The following is a 17,837-nucleotide window of genomic DNA, read 5'->3' on the forward strand; positions in this document are numbered from 1 at the left end:
ATGACCGAGACCCGCATCGACCGCCGCATGGGGAAGCTGAAGGCAGAGGGCCGCCCGGCGCTCGTCACCTATTTCATGGGCGGCGACCCGGACTACGACACCTCCTTGTCGATCATGAAGGCGCTTGGCCGCTCCGGGGCCGACATCATCGAGCTCGGCATGCCGTTTTCCGATCCGATGGCCGATGGCCCGGCCATCCAGGCGGCTGGCCTGCGCTCGCTGAAAGGCGGCCAGACGCTCGTGCGCACGTTGCAGATGGCGGCCGACTTCCGCAAGGATGACGACGAGACCCCCATCGTTCTGATGGGTTACTATAACCCCATCTACATCTATGGCGTCGAGCGCTTCCTCACTGATGCGAAGGCGTCCGGCATCGACGGGCTGATCGTTGTCGACCTGCCGCCGGAAATGGACGAGGAACTGTGCGTGCCGGCGCTCAGGGCGGGCATCAACTTCATCCGCCTCGCCACGCCGACGACCGACGACAAGCGCCTGCCCAAGGTGCTGCAAAACACCTCGGGCTTCGTCTACTACGTGTCGATGACGGGCATCACCGGCTCGGCGCTGGCGGATACGGGCAAGGTGGCCGAGGCGGTCCGGCGCATCAAGCAGCACACCGACCTGCCGGTCTGCGTCGGCTTCGGCGTAAAGACGGCCGAACAGGCCCGCACCATCGGCGCGTCTGCCGACGGCGTGGTGGTCGGCACGGCAATCGTCAACGCGGTGGCCAATGTGCTGGGGCCCGATGGCAGGCGCACGGCCGATCCGGCCGAGGCCGTCGCCACGCTGGTCTCCGGTCTTGCGCAGGGTGTGCGTCAGGCTCGCCTTGCTGCCGCCGAATAGTTGCCCTAACCCAAACCGAATCAAGTCGCGGTCAGGAGCCGAACGATGAACTGGATCACCAACTACGTCCGCCCGAAGATCAATTCCATGCTCGGCCGGCGCGAGATGCCCGAGAACCTCTGGATCAAGGATCCGGAGACGGGCGAGATGGTCTTCCACAAGGATCTGGAAGAGAACCAGTTCGTCATCCCGTCCTCCGGCTATCACATGAAGATCGCCGCGAAGGAGCGTCTGAGGTTCTTCTTCGACGGCGGCAGGTACGAGGTTCTGGAAAACCCGAAAGTGGTACAGGACCCGCTGAAATTCCGCGACGAGAAGCGCTATGTGGACCGTCTCAAGGACGCCCGCGCGAAAACCGGCATGGACGACGCCATCGTCAATGCCGCCGGCGAGGTCGACGGTCTGCCCGTCGTCGCCACCGTGCAGGACTTCGCCTTCATGGGCGGCTCGCTCGGCCTTGCCGCAGGCGAGGCGATCATCACCGCTTTCGACACGGCGCGCCAGCGCCGCCAGCCGCTGGTGCTGTTCGCGGCCTCCGGCGGCGCGCGCATGCAGGAAGGCATCCTGTCGCTCATGCAGCTTGCCCGCACCACTGTCGCGGTCGACCGCCTCAAGGAGGCGGGGCTGCCCTATATCGTGGTGCTGACCAACCCGACCACCGGCGGCGTCACCGCTTCCTATGCGATGCTGGGCGACGTGCACATCGCCGAGCCGGGAGCCCTGATCGGCTTCGCCGGCCCGCGCGTCATCGAGCAGACCATCCGCGAGAAGCTCCCCGAGGGCTTCCAGCGCGCCGAATACCTTATGGAGCACGGCATGGTCGACATGGTCGTGTCGCGGCTGGAGATGAAGCAGACGATTTCGCGTCTGCTCAGGCTGCTGCTGAAGGTGCCGGAAGTGCAGGAGGAGCCGGAGGCGGAGGTCTTGCCGCCGCCGGTCGCCGCCGCGCCGGAAGCCCGGCCACAGGCCTGATCGCAGCCCGGCATGACCACGCTCTCCGCCGACCGTGAAATCGAACACCTGATGACGCTGCATCCGAAGGGTTTCGACCTTTCGCTGGAGCGCGTGTCGCGTCTGCTCGAAAAGCTCGGCAATCCGCAGGACCTGATGCCGCCGGTGATCCACATCGCCGGCACCAATGGCAAGGGCTCCTGCGCCGCCTTCTGCCGCGCCATTCTGGAGGCGCAGGGCCTTCTGGTTCACACCCACACCTCGCCGCATCTGGTCAACTGGCACGAGCGCTATCGCCTTGCCGCGGACGGCGGCGGCCGGCTGGTCGACGATGCCACGCTGGCCGAGGCGATAGCGCGCGTGGCCAGGGCCAACGACGGCCAGCAGATCACGGTGTTCGAGATTCTCACCGCTGTCGGCTTCGTGCTTTTTGCGGAGCATCCCGCCGACGTGGTGGTCATGGAAGTGGGCCTTGGAGGACGCTTCGACGCCACCAACGTCGTCGCCCGCCCGGCGGCCTCGGTCATCATGCCGGTTTCGCTCGATCATGAGGCTTATCTCGGCGACCGCGTCGAACTGATCGCCGTCGAGAAGGCCGGTATCATCAAGCCGGGCTGCCCGGTGGTGATCGGATCGCAGCCCTATGAATCCGCGCTCGACGTGCTGGTCGACACGGCCACCCGCCTCGGCTGTCCGACTTATGTGTACGGGCAGGATTTCCTCGCCTTCGAGGAACATGGCCGCATGGTCTATCAGGACCAGGGCGGGCTGATGGATCTGCCGCTGCCGCGTCTGCCGGGCCGCCACCAGATCGCCAATGCCGCAGCCGCCATCGCGACGGTCAAGGCCGCCGGCTTCGAGCCGCGCGAACATGCCGTGGACCGCGCCATGGTCACGGCGGTGTGGCCGGGTCGCATGCAGAAGCTGCCCCATGGCAGGCTGGTGGAACTTGCGCCGCCCGGCGCCGACATCTGGCTCGACGGCGGCCACAATCCCGGCGCCGGGGTGGTCATCGCGGAAGCGCTGGCCGAGCTGGAGCACAGGGACCCGCGCCCTCTTTTCCTGATTGCGGGCATGATCAACACCAAGGATCAGGGCGGCTATTTCAATGCCTTCAACGGTCTGGTGAAGCACGTCTACACCGTGCCGGTCGATTTCAGCGATGCCAGCGTCGGCAATGACGAGCTGGCGGCCCGCGCCGAAGCCGCCGGACTGTCGGCGGAGCCGGTCAGTTCGGTTGCCAGTGCGTTGATGCTGTTGCGCGACACATGGCAGGATGCCGAGGTCCCGCCGCGCATCCTGATCGGCGGCTCGCTCTATCTGGCCGGGGCGGTTCTTGCGGAGAACGGCACGCCGCCCACCTGACAGGGCGACATGCGCAAGAACAGGAACCTGAGGCGTAAGGAACGAACCTGAAAGATAGAGCATTTTGCAGCCAAATGGAAACATTTGGCGTCGCACAAATGCAGTATAAACAAATAGTTAGATCATTTCATCGATTCGGAGAAACGATGAAATGATCTAGCGACACGCTTCAGGCAGCAAAAAGCCCGGCACGATGGCCGGGCTTTCGTTTTTGGAAATGCACTCCCGATCAGGCGAGCGCGCCGTTGATCCACTGCGACAGCGCGGTCTTGGGAGCCGCGCCCACCTTGGTGTCGGCCACCTGTCCGTCCTTGAAGACCATCAGCGTGGGAATGGAACGCACGCCGAACTGGGCGGCCAGCTCGGGGTTCTCGTCGATGTTCAGCTTCGCGATCTTGACCTTGCTGCCAAGCTCGTTGGAAATCTCTTCCAGCGACGGGCCGATCATCTTGCAGGGGCCGCACCATTCGGCCCAGAAATCCACCACGACCGGTTCCTTTGCGTCGAGCACGTCGGACTGGAAATTGTCCTTGTCGACCTTGACGGTTGCCATGCGAAAGCCCTTTCGGTTGTTCAGCTCAACAATATGTGGCGGTAGGACCGGCCAAATTCAAGCAGGTCTTGTGTCACGACAGGGTGAGTCGGGCAAGGGCGGCGTCCATCGCTTCTGCCGTCAGCTCGATCAGGCGCGGGGCTTCGGTGAACAGCAGCGCCGCCACGATCCCGCGGCCGGGATAGAGCGGCTTCAGCAATTCCCGGTAAAGCCCAAGCTGCAACACATAGGCATCGGGAACCTGCGCCAGCGTGGCCGGCGGCGGGCGGTTGGTCTTGTAGTCGACGATCAGCACCCTGTCCGGGGTGACTGCCAGCCGGTCGATCTTGCCCGAGACGGAGCGTTGCTTTCCCTTCACCTTCAGGCTGCCCATGAGTGCCACTTCGGCGCGTGAACCCGCCGCAAAGATGGGAGCGAAGCGCCGGTCGTCGAGCACGCCCATGACCGCGGACAGCACGTGATCGCGCTCGCGCTCGTTCCAGCCCGCGCCGGCGCGCGCCAGATAGCGCCGGGCCGCCGCAAGCCTGTCTTCGGCGGCCATTCCCGGCAGCATCTGCAACAGCTTGTGGGTGGCGAGCCCGCGCGCAATCGCCAGCGAGGGCTCCTCCTCCGCTTCCAGCACCGGGGAGCGCGGGTCGACAGCCGGCTCCATGCTGTCCTCCTCGATCAGCGCCGATGCGCCGGAGGGCGAAAGCGGGCGCGGCAGCTCCTCGTCCTCGTCCAGCCTGTCGAACAGCATGGCGGGCAGCGGCGCGAAATCGTCGCTGACGGGTTCCGCGCCGGCCTGCGCGGATGTCAGCGGCGGCAGGCCGGTGGCGTGGAAGCGATGCACCGTCTCGCCGCTGACGGGATGCACGAGTTCCCGCGTTTCCGGCGCGGCGGCCAGCGCGCGGCTGACGATGCGGTGCCAGGTGCCGTCGCCGGGTTCGCGCTTGCCGTGATAGCCGGCCACGATCAGCCGGTCCTCGGCGCGCGTCATGGCGACATAGAGCAGGCGGCGATATTCGTCGTCGGCCAGTTCGCGGGCCTTTTCCGCTGCCCCGCGCGAGACGGCGTTGGCCACTTCGGCATCGGAACGCCACAGATAGCCGCGGCCGCGCCAGTGCTGGCCGGAGCTTTCGAACGGCATCAGGCGCGGCAGGTGCTGGTCGCTGAAGGCGCGCGTGCCGCCATCGACAAGGAACACAACCGGCGCTTCGAGACCCTTGGAGGCATGCACCGTCATGATGCGCACCTCGTCCCGGGTCTGGTCCATCTCCCGCTTCACCTCCGGGCCGGCATTTTCAAGCGTGGAGAGGAAGGAATCGAGGCCGGGCAGGCCGGTGCGTTCCTCGGCGAGGCAGAAGTTCAGGAACTCGTCCAGTATGTCGCCGGCTTCCGGCCCCAGCCGCGCGATCATCTTCCGGCGCACGCCGTCGCGCGCCAGAAGGGCGGCATAGAACTCGAACACCGGCCTGAAGGCCGCCTCGCTCGCCCAGCGTTCGAGCGTGTCGGCGATGCCGGCCAGTTGCGTGTCCGTTTCCGCGTGGCGGCGCAGCGACTGGATCAGCGGCTGGCTGCGCTCGCGCCCCGCCGCGAGGTCGAACAGGCGTTCTTCGGGCAGGTCGAAGACCGGCGAGCGCAGCACGGCGGCGAGCGACAGGTCGTCCTGCGGCTGGACGAGGAAGCGGCCAAGTGCTGCAAGGTCCTTCACGGCGATGTGGCCGGGCAGGCTCAGCCGGTCCGCGCCGGCCACCGGCACGCCCTTTTCCTTCAGGCTCTTCGACAGCGCATGGATGAAGCGGTCGCGCTTGCGCACCAGCACCAGCACGTCGCCGGCACGCAGCGGCCGGCCCTTGCCCTCGAGGATTTCGCCGCTGTCCAGCCAGTTCTTGATGGTGGCGGCGACATGCTCGGCCACCCGCACGGCGGGCGCGCTGGCGTGGTTGACCGGCAGCGTCCAGTCGTCCGGCTCTTCCACCTGATCCGCGCCCAGCGTCGGCCAGACCTCGACATAGCCCGGCGCGTCGTTGCGGATCGCCTTGTGGTCGAGCGGCTCGGGATCGTGGCTGATGCCGCGCCTTACCTCTGCGTTGGCGAAGACACGGTCCACCGCGCGCAGCACATCCTCGCTGGAGCGGAAGGAGAAGGTCAGCTTGAGGTCGGCGAACTCACGGCTGGCGGCGCGCACGCGCCCGGCGAACTCGACCTTGCTTTCGGCGAAGGAGTCCGGCGCGGCCCCCTGGAAGGAGTAGATAGACTGTTTTTCGTCACCGACGGCGAAGATGGTGCGCAGGATATTGTCGCGGGCGCTCTCGCCGGAGAAGAACTCCTCGGCCAGCTTCTTCACCACGTCCCATTGCTCGGGGCTGGTGTCCTGCGCCTCGTCGAGCAGGATGTGGTCGATGCCCTGATCGAGCTTGTACTGCACCCACGCGCCGGCTTCCGGGCGCTTGAGCAGGTTGACGGTACGGGTGATGAGGTCGTTGAAGTCGAGCAGCCCGCGCGCCCGCTTCAGTTCCTCGTAGCGGCGGATCAGCCAGTCGGCGATCGTGAGCGCCGAGGTGGTGCCCTTCACCATGCGGTAGAGCGCCAGCCGGTCGCAGGCGGCGGCGATGGCCTCGGTGGCGGCAAGATAGCGTTCCGCCAGATCCGGCATGGCGGCGAGCAGCGCCTTTGAAAACAGCCAGTCCGGCTTGTAGGCTTCGCCCTTGCCGCTCAGGAAGGATTTCTGCAAGGCCGCAAGGCGCGGCATGGGGTCGGGCTCCGCGAAGGCGATCAGCGCATCGTCCACGAGGGAGCCCCGCGCGCGGTTGGCTCCCAGTTGCAGGGAAAGCGCGTCGAGCCTTGCCATGTAGTCTGGCCCGAATCCCGGCAACGGCCACACAAAGCCGGCAATATCGGCCTCGCTGTCATCGGGGCCGAAGCCGAATTCCTCGAAAAGCGGCTCGAACCCGGTCGCCGTCCCGCCGATCTTGCCGAGAAATTCACGAAGTGGCTCGCGTTTTCCCACGATCTCGGAAAGCAGCGCGTCGAGCCCCGTCTCGCCGCCGCGCGCAAGCACGGTGGCGAAGGCTTCGGTCAGTTCCGCGCCCGCGCCTCCGACCGCCCCGGCGATCATGTCGCGCCGCGCCGCGGCCACCAGCGCCTGTTCCATCTGGGTGTCCAGCATCTGGAAATGGGCGACGATGTTCGCCTCGAGCGGGAACTGGTGCAGCACCGCCTCGCAGAAGGCGTGGATGGTCTGGATCTTCAGCCCGCCCGGCGTTTCCAGCGCCTCGGCGAACAGGCGGCGCGCGCGCTGCAAGGTCTCGGCATCGGGCCGCCGCCCGTCCATGGCCTCGATCCGCTTCGCAAGCTCGGCCTCGTCCAGCGCCGTCCATTCCGACAGCGTGGAAAAGACGCGGTTCGACATGTTGGCGGCAGCCGCGCGCGTGTAGGTCAGGCACAGGATTTTCGACGGCTCGGTGCCGCGCAGCAGCAGCCGGATGACGCGCTGGGCCAGCACATGGGTCTTGCCCGAGCCGGCGTTTGCCGACACCCATGCCGAATTGGCGGGGTCGGAGGCGCGCGCCTGCGCCAGCGCGGTGTCGGTGGGGATCGGATATTTCATTCCTCTCCCCCGTCACCCGCGCCATCGCCACCGGCCGACCATTCCAGCACGCGCGCCAGATGGTCGTAGTCGCCATCCGTCTCGCCCTCGCGGAAGGGCAGCGCCCGCGACAGATAGCCGGTGGCCGGATTGGCGTAGTGGTGGAGCAGCTTTTCCAGCCGCGCCCACGCATCCTCGCCAAGCTCCGTGCCGGAGCGGATCGCCTTGCCGTGCCTGAGGATGGATTCCTGTTCCACCTCGCCATTGGCGCGCAGGCGGATGAAGGCGAGGTCGGCAGGCTCACGGTTGCCGAGATCGCGGAACGAACCGCGCCTCAGCAGCGCGGCTTCCAGCGCGAGCTGTGGCGCAAGCAGCGTGTGCGCCTGCACCCTGGAAGGCGAGGAGCCCGTCTTGTAGTCGAGAATGTCGGCCATGTTCCCGGTCAACAGGTCGACGCGGTCGGCATAGCCCGACAGCGTGACGCCGGTTGCGCCGACGACCGTTTTTTCGGCCCGCGCCTCGGCATGGCGCGACTTGACGTCGGAGCGGCCACGCTCCCACGCGATGATGTTTCCCGCCAGCGTCTCGAAGCGCGGCCACCACACCGCCTCGACATCCTGTGGCAGTTCGGCTTCGGCAAAGCAGTCGCGGCCGGTCTGCACCAGCTTTTCCAGCGCATCCGGCGCGGCAGGATCGGCCTGCATGGAAAAGCGGTGCAGGATGGCGTGGAACAGCGTGCCGCGCTCGGCCGCCCCCGGATCGCGGATCACCGGGTCGAGCGCATGGAGGCCGAGGATGCGGCGGGCATAGACGGCGTAGGGGTCGCGCCGCAGCGTCTCGATCTCCGTCACCGAAAAATGCTTCGGGCGAATCTCTATGGGTGGTTTGGGGCAGGGGCGCGCGGCGAAGTCGACGCGCGGCGCGTCATCCAGCGTGCGCGCCCATGAAAGCAATTGGTCGCCGCGCCGGCGCAGGATGGCGGCATGGTCCTTGCCGGTGAAGGTGAGCAGGCGTTGCAGCCAGCGCGATGGCACGGCCGGCGCATCGCCGGAGCGCAGCGCCCGCGCCAGCACCACCTTTTGCGTGCCCATCGCCATCTGGAAATCGTGCGCGGCAAGGCCGATGCGCCGCTCCGGCGGTTCGAGATCGAGCCCGCCCTTCATCAGCCGCGACATGAAGCGGTCGCTCTCGGGCTTGCGCGGCCACACCCCTTCGTTGAGCCCGCCGACGACCAGCGTATCCACATGCTGAAGCCGTGCCTCCAGCGCGCCCCATATCGCGATAGCGCGGTCCGTGCCCTGCCGCGGCTTCACCGTTTCGGGGGCGAGCAGGGCGTCCAGCACGTCCGGCCATTCGTCGGCGCCGAAGGTGAAGGGCGAGTGCGCCGCCACCAGATCGCGCAGCAACTGCGCCAGCTTCTGGCCGGCATCGCCGGCATAAAAGGCTGTCACGCTGCCGTCTGCATGGCGGCCAAGCGCTTCCAGCGCCTTCGTGCTCGCCTCGGCGTATTGGGGCACACCAAGGTCGGAGCGCCCGCGCAGTTCGAGCAGGGGCTCGAGCGCCTCGACCAGCTTGCGGACGATGGCGATCGCTTCCTCGATGCGCCGCGCCGGAAACCGCGCGAACCAGAACGGCTCGCGCCCGCCGTCGCCGGGGTCGGCCAGCCGCCGCTCGAACAGGTCGGCAAAACTGGCGATGTCGGGGCGTCCGGTGCCGCCGCGCAGCGCGGCAAGCTCGATCAGTTCGGCCGCGTGGCGCACGGGCGGGCGCTCCATTCCGAGCGACAGCAGCGGGTGCTTGACCAGCGCCAGCAATGGCAGCGGATCCCCGGGGCGGAAGGCGGCTTGCGCTGCAAGGCGCAGCAGCGCGGCAGGCGGCGTGTTGGCAAGCGGCGTGCCGCCGGAATCGTCGGCCGTGATGCCGAAGCGCAGCAGTTCGGCCGAGACGCGCCGGGCGAGCGCCCGGTCGCCCGTCACAAGTGCTGCGCGCTTGCCGGGAACGCTCACGGCATGGCGCAGCGCCACGGCGATGGCGGTGGCCTCGTCGCGCTCGTTCGGCGCTTCCAGAACGGTCACGCCTTCGAGCGCGGTGGCCATGTCGGCATCGCTGAAGCCTGCGCGTGTCCGTGGCCACAGCTCCGTCGTGTCGGCCGGGCGCAGCGCTTCGCTGACGATCCGGTTGCGGAGATCAAGCGCCGGTACGGGCGCGCCGAGCGGCGCGATCTCGTCGCGGGCGACGCCGATCTTGCCCGCCAGCTTGACGAGCCCGTATTGCGGATGGCCGAGAAGCGCCGGCCGCGCCTCCGGGGCGGAGATGGCGGCCAGCGATGCCGCGTCGAGCGCGGCGTCGAGGCCCGGCAGTACTACAGCCCCGTTCGGCAGGCGGGAAATGACCTTGAGCAGTTCCGCCGTGGCGGGAATCGAGCCGGTCGAGCCGGCGGCGATCACCGGGCCCGAAGGCGGCCTGGCGAGCAGCCGCCCGGCCTCGAAGCGGATCAGCGCGCTGCGATGCGCGGCGGGGTTGGATCGGTCGCGCTCGGCAAGGATCAGCGGCCAGTGCCGGCTGGCGATGCCGAGGAAGTCCAGCGTCACCTGCCACCAGCCGGCAAGGTTGCCGGTGACGAGGTCGGCGAGCTTCGCCCAGTCGGACCCCTCCGTTTCCACCTCGTCCATGAGGTCGGCCAGATCGCGCGCCAGCCAGATGGCGTCGGCGGCGGAGGCCGGCACCATGATCTCCTCGGCGAAACGCGCCGCCACCTCGGCCGGCAGGCGCTGCTTCCACGCCCGCACCAGAACGGCGAGCAGCAGCAGCCTTTCCGTGGAGGCGATGGGCGGGGCAAGGTCGAGCGCGGCCGCGCTTTCCGGCGTGTCCGTCTCGAACAGCGCCTCGTCCTCGTCGAACTCGCCGAGCGGCCGCACCGTGGGCAGGATGGCGGCGCGCCCGCCCATCAGTTCCATGAACTCGGTGCGCAGCGCGCGCGCGGCGCGCCGCGTCGGCACATAGATGGTGACGTCGGCCAGCGCCAGCGGGTCGCCGTCGAAGCGGAAACCGGGAACCAGCGTACCCGACAGCAGCGCCTCGGCCAGTGTCGGCAGGAAAGGCGCTCCGGGCGGGATCGAGAAGACGCGCGGCGCGCTTCTCATGCCGCCCCGACCGGGAATTTCCGGATAGCCGCTTCGGCAGGTGCGATGGCGTCCGGCGTGCCGACCGTGATCCAGTGGCCGTCCATCGCCATGCCGAACAGGCGGCCAGCTTCAATCGCACGGTCGAAATAGAGGTTGAGCGAATGCGGTTGCGCCTCCGCCCCGGCGAAGATGCGCGGATGGACGATGCCGGCGCCGCCATAGATCAGGCCGGCGGGATGGTTGCGCCCGCGCGCCAGCCTGCCGTCTTCACCGATCAGGAAGTCGGTGCCGCCGCTGTGGCCGGTGGCATTCGCCGGATCGGCGAGCATGAGCAAAATGTCCATGCGCCCATCGTCCCACGTCGCGGCCAGCCGCTCAAGCTCGGGCGTGCCGCGGTCGATCCAGAAGGTGTCGGCATTGAGGATGTAGAACGGGCCGGGGCCCAGCTCCGGCAGCGCGCGGACGATGCCGCCGGCGCTGTCGAGCAGCCTGTCGCTCTCGTCGGAAATGACGATGCGGGGCTTCTGGTACCCGGCGACATGCGCTGCGATCATGGAACCCAGATGGTGGACATTGACCACGGCCCTTTCGACGCCCGCCCCGGCCAGCGCATCCAGCCCGCGGTCGAGCAGCGTGCGCCCGGCGATCTCCACCAGCGGCTTCGGCAGCGTGTCGGTGATCGGGCGCATGCGCGTGCCGAGCCCGGCGGCGAGAACCATCGCTGTCTTCGGACCCGTCACAGCTCGCGCTCCTCCAGAAAGCCCTGCTCCTCGTAGAAGGCGCGCATGGAAGCCAGCGCCGGATGGGCGAGCGCTCGGCGCAGATAGTCGCGGATGCGCGGCAGGTGCTTCAGATAGCCGGGCTTGCCGTCGCGGCGATGCAGGCGCACGAAGATGCCGAGGATCTTCGAGTTCCGCTGCGCCGCCATCAGCGCATAGGCTTCGAGGAAAGCAGCTTCATCGAAAGGCCCGGCAGCGCGCCGCCGGGCAAGATAGGCATCCACCGTCGCCTGCTCGACATCGCGCGGCACGGTTGCGCGCGCATCCATGGCGAGCGAGGCGAGATCGTAGGCAGTCGGGCCGATCAGCGCATCCTGAAAATCGATGATGCCCAGCCGGTCGTGCCCGCTGCGTTCGGCCCGCCAGATCAGGTTCGGCGAATGATAGTCGCGCTGCATCAGCGTGGGTTCAAAACCTTCGATGCGGTCGAGTGCGGCGTTCCATTCCCGCCGGTAGCGGGCGCGCAGCGCCTCGTCGGCCGGCTTGCCGGTCACGGCCGGCACATACCAGTCGACCAGCAGGTCGACCTCGATCAGCATGGCGTCGCGGTCGAAGGGCGGCACCTCGTAAATAACACCGGGCGCCAGTTCGATGCGGGCTGACCACGGACGGCCATGCATGTCGGCCAGCAGTTCGGCGGCGGCGGCATAGCGTTCGGCGATGGGATTGCGCGCCTCGTCCAGCACGCCCGCGCTGCCCAGATGCTCGATCAGCAGGAAGCCGTTGTCGAGGTCCTGTGCGTAAATCTCCGGGGCGCAGATGCCGGCCTCGCGCAGCACCTTGTCGATGGCGACAAAGGCGGCAACGGTCTTCGAGGTATGGGCGATCTCGGCATAGGGCTTGCCGTCGCGCACCGGCGGGCCCATTACCAGCGGCGGCGAGTTCATAAGGATGCGCTGGGCTCCCTCCAGCCGCACCGTCTCGTAGGAGCGGGCCGAGGCATCGCCCGTCAGATGGCGGCGCTGCGCGCTGCCCCAGCCGGCGTCTGCCAGGAAGGCGCGCATGGCGAGGGATCGCCCGATCCGCGCCATTGCCTCGCCGCTGCCGGAAATGTGCCCGCGGCGGCCTTCGCCCTCATGCACAAGCTCCACAGCTATGGCCGCGCGGGGCAGGCGACTGCCGGCGCGTTCCGGCCATTCCACCAGCGCCACCCCTTCGGCAATCGCTTCCCCGAAGCCGAGCTCGTCCAGCTCGTCCTCATGACCGAGGCGATAGAGGTCGAAATGGTGCACCGGAAAGCGCGTTTCGTAGCTTTGCACCAGCGTGAAGGTGGGGCTCGGCACTTCCAGCGCTTCATCGTCGGCAAGGGCGCGGATCAGGGCGCGCGCCAGCGTGGATTTTCCTGCGCCGAGATCGCCTTGCAGGGCCAGCACGTCGCCCGGACGCACGGCCATGGCGAGGTCTTCGCCCAGCCGCCGTGTCGCGGCCTCGTCGTCAAGCACCACCTCGATAGGGGAGGCTTCCATGCCGGGGCTACTCCGCAGCGTCGCGCATATCCGCCGGCGTGTCGGGGAAGGTGCAGACAACCGTGGTCCCCTCGCCGGAGCCGGTCTCGATGCGCACATCGCCGCCATGCAGTTCGACGAAGCTCTTCACGATGGAGAGACCGAGGCCCGCGCCGCGCCGGCGTCCGCCGTTCACGCGCGATTCGAAGCGGTGGAACACGAGGTCCAGTACATCGGGCGGCATGCCCGGCCCGTCGTCATGCACGGCGAATTCGACACCTGCGGCAAGCTGCCGGCAGGTGAGGCGCACGGCGCTGCCTTCCGGCGCGTAGTTCGCGGCGTTGGTGAGCAGGTTGTAGAGGATCTGGCGCACCCGCACCTCGTCGCCCCTGAAGCTCTTCGGCGCGGCCGAGGCATCCACCTCCAGCCGGATCGCATGGTCCTGTAACCGCTCGGAAACCAGCTCGGCGGCGGCCGTGATGGCGTTGGCCACGTCGACCTCTGTGATGTCGAGCTGCATGATGCCGGCATCGACGGTGGCGAGATCGAGAATGTCGTTGACGATGGTGAGCAGCACCGACGACGACGAGCCGATATGCTCCACATATTCGCGCTGGCGCGGCGACAGCGGCCCCGTGGCCGGCAGCGACAGCAGTTCGGTGAAGCCGATGATGTTGGTGAGCGGCGAGCGCAGCTCGTAGGACACGTGCTGCACGAAGTCGTTCTTGATCTGGTCGGACTTCAGCAGCGCCTCGTTCTTTTCCTTCAGCGCCCGCTCGACATTGACGCTGTCGGTGACGTCGACGAATGTGGTCATCACCTGCCCGTTGGGCAGGTGGATGACGGCATAGCGCAGCACGCTTCCGGAATTCAGCTCCACCAGCCCGTGCCAGTTGCGGCGCTCCTCGTCGAAACCGGTGATGGCGGCGACGAAGCCGCCCCAGGGGCTGTCCTTGGCCCGGCTGTCGCAGATCGCGCGGATCGAGGCGACATGGACATTCGGCTGCACGATGCTGTCGTCCAGTTCCCACAGCGCTGAGAAGGCCGGGTTGGAAAGGCGCAGGCGTCCGTCCGGTCCGAACACGGCCACGCCTTCGGCCAGATTGTCGAGCGTCTCGCCCTGAACGCGCACGGCGGTCTGGTAGCGGCTTTCCAGATCGATCTTCTCGGTCAGGTTCTCGAACAGCCAGGTCACGCCGCCCTTGGGCTGCGGGTTGGCGACGACGCGGATCGTCTTGCCGTCCGGCAGATGCCACCAGTGCTCCTGCGTCTCCACGGCGCGATAGGCGCAGAGCAGGTTTTCCTTCCAGCGCCGCCATTCCGGCTGCTCGGCGATCTTGCCCTCGCTGCGCAGCCGGTCGAGCAGCAGCGCATTGTCTGGCGCGCTGTTGAGGAAGGGCAGGTCGAGCGCCCACAGCTTCTGGAATGCCTGGTTGAAGAAGCGCAGTTTCTGTTCGGTGTCGAAGATGGCCACGGCGGTGTTGAGATGGTCGAGCGTGTCGGCGTGATTGCGCACGGTGCGCTCATATTCCTCGCGCAGCGCTTCCACGTCGCTGACGTCGCAGGCAAGGCCGGCCGACCCGCGCGGTCCGCTGTAGTCGGTGACGGCGAACTGGCGCCGGTCGCCCGAGATGACCGTGGAAAGCTTCTGGACGAACACCGGGCTGACGCGATGCTCCTCGGCGATTGCGGCCCGTCCGCGGTCGCCGAGAAATTCCTTGCCGTCCCGCACCGCGTCCCCCGCGCTCGGCGCCTCGACCGCGCCTGCATAGGCCCGGTTGGTCCATTTCAGCCTGCCGTTCTCGTCGCGCAGCCAGGCGGGCATGTCGAGAGCGTCGAGCAGGCCGATGACGGTTTCATGGTCGCTTGCAAGCCGCTCGTTTTCCAGCCTCAGGCGGGCATGGGCGCGCTGGCTTTCCGAAAGGGAGAGGAAACGCACGAGCGTGTGCGTCGCCGCCTTGCGGCCCTGGACTTCCAGCGGCGCGCCGCCATGGGTCTCGACGGCGATGTCGAAGGCCGTGCCCTTTTCGCGCAGCGCGGCGATGCCGCGTTCGAGCGCGGCCGCCGAGCGCGGCGCCAGCCAGCGTCCGAAGGCGAGGAATGCCGCGCGCTCTTCCGGCGCTCCGGCTTCGGGCGACAGCGAGCCGATCAGTTCGGGTTTCTGGTTGTCGCCGGCCCACACGACGATGCGCTGGTCGCGCAGGTTGAGCATGGCCTCCGAGCGTTGCAGGGCTGCGTTGACGTCGGCGATGCGGGCCCGCAACTGGGCGTTTTCGGTCGCCGTGCGCTGGCGTTCGCGGATCAGAACGATCGCGGAGATCAGCGCGGCCCCCATGACGCCGACCGACAGCGCGAGCTGGATGACGTCCGAAGTGCCGATCGGCATGGCCGCGCGCGTGGCCGATTGCGCACCGGCGTTCAGCGTGGCGAGGGGGAGCGTGAGGGCGCAGGACCCGAGCAGCAGGCCAAGCCGCCCCCGCGCGCGAAGCCGCCAGCCCACAGACGGACAATCCCCGTCCCTGGAATCGCTATGGCCGCCGGCAACGGCCTGTCCCGCCCGAAGCGGGTTTTCCCCCGGCATGTCGTGGTCCTCTCCGCGCCCTGTAGAAGGACACCCAGCCGAATACCCCGGCCTGTCGGCCCCGAACCCATGTCCGGCTGAAGCGTCGCGAATCACCTCACAATACCGCCTCGGCGAATCTGCGTGAAGCACGGTGCCCCGCAAAAATAGAGCCGGGCGAAAAGTCAATCGCCCGGCTCTATATATGGTAGTATTTCAGAGTATGGTTAATAGCGGTAGTGTTCGGGCTTGAACGGACCCTGCGGGGTTACGCCGATATAGGCGGCCTGTTCTTCCGAAAGCGCGGTGAGCTTCGCGCCAAGCTTGTCGAGATGCAGCCGTGCGACCTTTTCATCGAGGTGCTTGGGCAGCACATAGACCTCGTTCCTGTACTGCTCGCCCTTGGTGAAGAGCTCGATCTGGGCCAGCACCTGATTGGTGAAGGAGGCCGACATGACGAAGCTGGGATGTCCGGTGGCGTTGCCGAGATTGAGCAGGCGGCCTTCCGAGAGCAGGATCATGCGCTTGCCGTCGGGGAAGGAGATCATGTCTACCTGCGGCTTCACATTGGTCCACTTCAGATTGCGCAGCGCCGCAACCTGAATCTCGTTGTCGAAATGGCCGATATTGCCGACGATGACCATGTCCTTCATCGCGCGCATGTGCTCGATGCGGATCACGTCCTTGTTGCCGGTGGTGGTGATGACGATGTCGGCGGTGGGAGCCGCGTCCTCCAGCGTCACCACCTCGTAGCCGTCCATCGCCGCCTGCAGGGCGCAGATCGGATCGACCTCGGTGACCTTGACGCGCGCGCCGGCGCCGGCGAGCGAGGCTGCCGAGCCCTTGCCCACATCGCCATAACCGCAGACCACGGCAACCTTGCCGGCCATCATCACATCCGTGCCGCGCCGGATGCCGTCGACCAGCGATTCCTTGCAGCCATACTTGTTGTCGAACTTGGACTTGGTGACCGAGTCGTTGACGTTGATGGCGGGGAAGGGCAGCAGGCCCTTCTTCTGGAGCTGATAGAGACGGTTCACACCGGTGGTGGTTTCTTCGGAAACGCCACGGATCGCCTCGCGCTGCTTCGTGAAGAAGCCGGGCGTTGCCGCCATGCGCTTTTTGATCTGCGCGAAGAGGATTTCCTCTTCCTCGCTGCCGGGGTTGGTCAGCACGTCCTCACCGGCTTCGGCGCGCGCACCCAGAAGGATGTACATGGTCGCGTCGCCGCCGTCGTCGAGGATCATGTTGGAGGGCTCGCCATCCGCCCACTGGAAGATGCGGTCGGTATAGGTCCAGTAGTCCTCCAGCGTCTCGCCCTTGACGGCGAAGACCGGGATGCCGGCGTCGGCAATGGCGGCGGCGGCATGGTCCTGCGTGGAGAAGATGTTGCAGGAGGCCCAGCGCAGCTCGGCGCCCAGCGCCCTCAGGGTCTCGATCAGCACCGCGGTCTGGATGGTCATGTGCAGCGAGCCGGTGATGCGCGCGCCCTTCAGCGGCTGGCTCTTGCCGAACTCCTCGCGGCAGGCCATCAGGCCCGGCATTTCCGTTTCCGCGATCTCGATCTCCTTGCGACCCCAGTCGGCAAGCGAGATGTCGGCGATCACATAATCCTTGTTGGCTGTCATGATGGTACTCCGGTGGAAATCTGTCGGCAGGCTGCCGCGCCGCGAACGCGGCAGGTGGCGAAAAGCTGCCTGCTGACTAGCAGATCGGAGCGATCACGACAACGGATATAAAGAAATCTTTATCTGTAGATGCTTGAGCGGAGCATGGCCGGGAAAAGCGGATTTTCCATCCGGGAATGGCGATACGCCCGCTGAAGGCGGAAATTTATTCCACACACCCCGTCGCCAGCAACCGGCGAAGGCATTGATGACGAGGGCAGGAAGAAAGATCAGGCAGCCGCTGTCTGCTGCGCCGCCATGTTCCCGGAGAGCCGCAGGCGCGCTTCATCCATGGACCTGGAAAGATCGGCGATCGCTTCATCGAGAAGGGCGTGCTGCTTTTGCAGCCGGGCCATCTGCTTCTCCGACTTTTCCAGCGCCACCTTGAGCTGGCGGGCGTTGGAGCCGGACGGATCGTAGAGGTCCATCATCTGCTTCACGTCGCGCAGCGAGAAGCCGACCTTGCGGCCGAGCAGGATGAGCTTGAGCCGCGCCTTGTCGCGATGGCTGTAAAGGCGGGTGGTGCCGTCGCGCTGCGGGTTGATCAGCCCCTTGTCCTCGTAGAAGCGCAGCGTGCGCAGCGTAATGCCGAAATGCTTCGCCATTTCGCCGATGCGGGTAAGCTCTTCGCTCTCGTGGAGTTCGCCGGCCGCAGTCGTCGCCGCTTCGGCAATCAGATCGTTCGTCTTCATTCGGGAATCCCGGATCATGTGCATTTGCCTGAGGAACAAGACCCCATCTGTGAACGTACGGAACCCCTTCCATTACGTTTACGTAAGATGTGCTTAGCTGGAATTGCCTCCGGGTTCAAGTATTCACGTCGAACTGCGGCAAAACGGGCATTTTTCCGGCGGCGCAGCGATAGTTCCTGATCGCGGTTAACGCCTTGTTTACCACGTTGGGCGAATTGTGCGTCTGTCGGTTCTCCGTGCTTATCCAGTAGCGAAGTTTTCACGGTTTTCGGCAGGCGCCGGGTCC

The 17,837-nt window shown here is 66.8% G+C and carries 11 protein-coding genes; 3 read left to right on the forward strand and 8 right to left on the reverse strand.

Annotated elements, in window-relative coordinates; all coding sequences use genetic code 11:
- Genes trpA through DES43_RS15495 form a run of 3 tightly spaced genes read left to right on the forward strand, consistent with a single transcriptional unit; the run spans position 1 to position 3,159 of the window.
- On the forward strand, positions 1 to 843 hold the full coding sequence (trpA, locus tag DES43_RS15485; RefSeq protein WP_035024951.1) for a tryptophan synthase subunit alpha: 843 nt from the start codon (positions 1 to 3) through the stop codon (positions 841 to 843).
- Positions 844 to 888: 45 nt separating this feature from the next.
- A complete protein-coding gene (accD, locus tag DES43_RS15490; protein ID WP_035024949.1) occupies positions 889 to 1,815 on the forward strand; it encodes an acetyl-CoA carboxylase, carboxyltransferase subunit beta in 927 nt (308 codons plus the stop codon).
- Positions 1,816 to 1,827: 12 nt separating this feature from the next.
- Positions 1,828 to 3,159 carry a bifunctional folylpolyglutamate synthase/dihydrofolate synthase gene (locus tag DES43_RS15495; RefSeq protein ID WP_035024948.1) on the forward strand — a complete coding sequence of 444 codons (1,332 nt, stop codon included), beginning with the start codon at positions 1,828 to 1,830 and terminating at the stop codon, positions 3,157 to 3,159.
- Between the two features lie 229 nt (positions 3,160 to 3,388).
- Here DES43_RS15495 and trxA read toward each other — a convergent pair whose 3' ends face one another.
- From trxA to DES43_RS15535, 8 genes are all read right to left on the reverse strand, one after another.
- Positions 3,389 to 3,712, reverse strand: a complete 324-nt coding sequence (trxA, locus tag DES43_RS15500) for a thioredoxin (RefSeq protein ID WP_035024945.1) — start codon at positions 3,710 to 3,712, stop codon at positions 3,389 to 3,391.
- Between the two features lie 73 nt (positions 3,713 to 3,785).
- Positions 3,786 to 7,304, reverse strand: a complete 3,519-nt coding sequence (addA, locus tag DES43_RS15505; RefSeq protein WP_035024942.1) for a double-strand break repair helicase AddA — start codon at positions 7,302 to 7,304, stop codon at positions 3,786 to 3,788.
- On the reverse strand, positions 7,301 to 10,426 hold the full coding sequence (addB, locus tag DES43_RS15510) for a double-strand break repair protein AddB (protein WP_035024940.1): 3,126 nt from the start codon (positions 10,424 to 10,426) through the stop codon (positions 7,301 to 7,303). The genes addA and addB overlap by 4 nt, the downstream gene beginning before the upstream one ends.
- Positions 10,423 to 11,127, reverse strand: coding sequence for a nucleotidyltransferase family protein (locus tag DES43_RS15515; protein ID WP_035024939.1), 705 nt, complete (start codon positions 11,125 to 11,127; stop codon positions 10,423 to 10,425). The genes addB and DES43_RS15515 overlap by 4 nt, the downstream gene beginning before the upstream one ends.
- Before the next feature lie 17 nt (positions 11,128 to 11,144).
- Positions 11,145 to 12,653 carry a tRNA (adenosine(37)-N6)-threonylcarbamoyltransferase complex ATPase subunit type 1 TsaE gene (gene tsaE, locus DES43_RS15520; RefSeq protein ID WP_035024937.1) on the reverse strand — a complete coding sequence of 503 codons (1,509 nt, stop codon included), beginning with the start codon at positions 12,651 to 12,653 and terminating at the stop codon, positions 11,145 to 11,147.
- A 7-nt stretch (positions 12,654 to 12,660) separates the two neighbouring features.
- Positions 12,661 to 15,213 carry a sensor histidine kinase gene (locus DES43_RS15525; protein ID WP_035024935.1) on the reverse strand — a complete coding sequence of 851 codons (2,553 nt, stop codon included), beginning with the start codon at positions 15,211 to 15,213 and terminating at the stop codon, positions 12,661 to 12,663.
- Positions 15,214 to 15,419: 206 nt separating this feature from the next.
- Positions 15,420 to 16,820, reverse strand: coding sequence for an adenosylhomocysteinase (gene ahcY, locus DES43_RS15530; protein WP_035024933.1), 1,401 nt, complete (start codon positions 16,818 to 16,820; stop codon positions 15,420 to 15,422).
- Between the two features lie 269 nt (positions 16,821 to 17,089).
- On the reverse strand, positions 17,090 to 17,551 hold the full coding sequence (locus tag DES43_RS15535; protein ID WP_133675786.1) for a MerR family transcriptional regulator: 462 nt from the start codon (positions 17,549 to 17,551) through the stop codon (positions 17,090 to 17,092).
- Positions 17,552 to 17,837: the final 286 nt, after the last annotated feature.

The sequence above is a fragment of the Aquamicrobium defluvii genome, assembly GCF_004363725.1.
Lineage (GTDB): Bacteria > Pseudomonadota > Alphaproteobacteria > Rhizobiales > Rhizobiaceae > Mesorhizobium > Mesorhizobium defluvii.

Coding starts and splice junctions, on each gene's coding strand:
- trpA (WP_035024951.1), top strand. CDS start 1: ATGACCGAGACCCGCATCGACCGCCGCATGGGGAAGCTGAAGGCAGAG.
- accD (WP_035024949.1), top strand. CDS start 889: ATGAACTGGATCACCAACTACGTCCGCCCGAAGATCAATTCCATGCTC.
- DES43_RS15495 (WP_035024948.1), top strand. CDS start 1,828: ATGACCACGCTCTCCGCCGACCGTGAAATCGAACACCTGATGACGCTG.
- trxA (WP_035024945.1), bottom strand. CDS start 3,712: ATGGCAACCGTCAAGGTCGACAAGGACAATTTCCAGTCCGACGTGCTC.
- addA (WP_035024942.1), bottom strand. CDS start 7,304: ATGAAATATCCGATCCCCACCGACACCGCGCTGGCGCAGGCGCGCGCC.
- addB (WP_035024940.1), bottom strand. CDS start 10,426: ATGAGAAGCGCGCCGCGCGTCTTCTCGATCCCGCCCGGAGCGCCTTTC.
- DES43_RS15515 (WP_035024939.1), bottom strand. CDS start 11,127: ATGGTTCTCGCCGCCGGGCTCGGCACGCGCATGCGCCCGATCACCGAC.
- tsaE (WP_035024937.1), bottom strand. CDS start 12,653: ATGGAAGCCTCCCCTATCGAGGTGGTGCTTGACGACGAGGCCGCGACA.
- DES43_RS15525 (WP_035024935.1), bottom strand. CDS start 15,213: ATGCCGGGGGAAAACCCGCTTCGGGCGGGACAGGCCGTTGCCGGCGGC.
- ahcY (WP_035024933.1), bottom strand. CDS start 16,820: ATGACAGCCAACAAGGATTATGTGATCGCCGACATCTCGCTTGCCGAC.
- DES43_RS15535 (WP_133675786.1), bottom strand. CDS start 17,551: ATGAAGACGAACGATCTGATTGCCGAAGCGGCGACGACTGCGGCCGGC.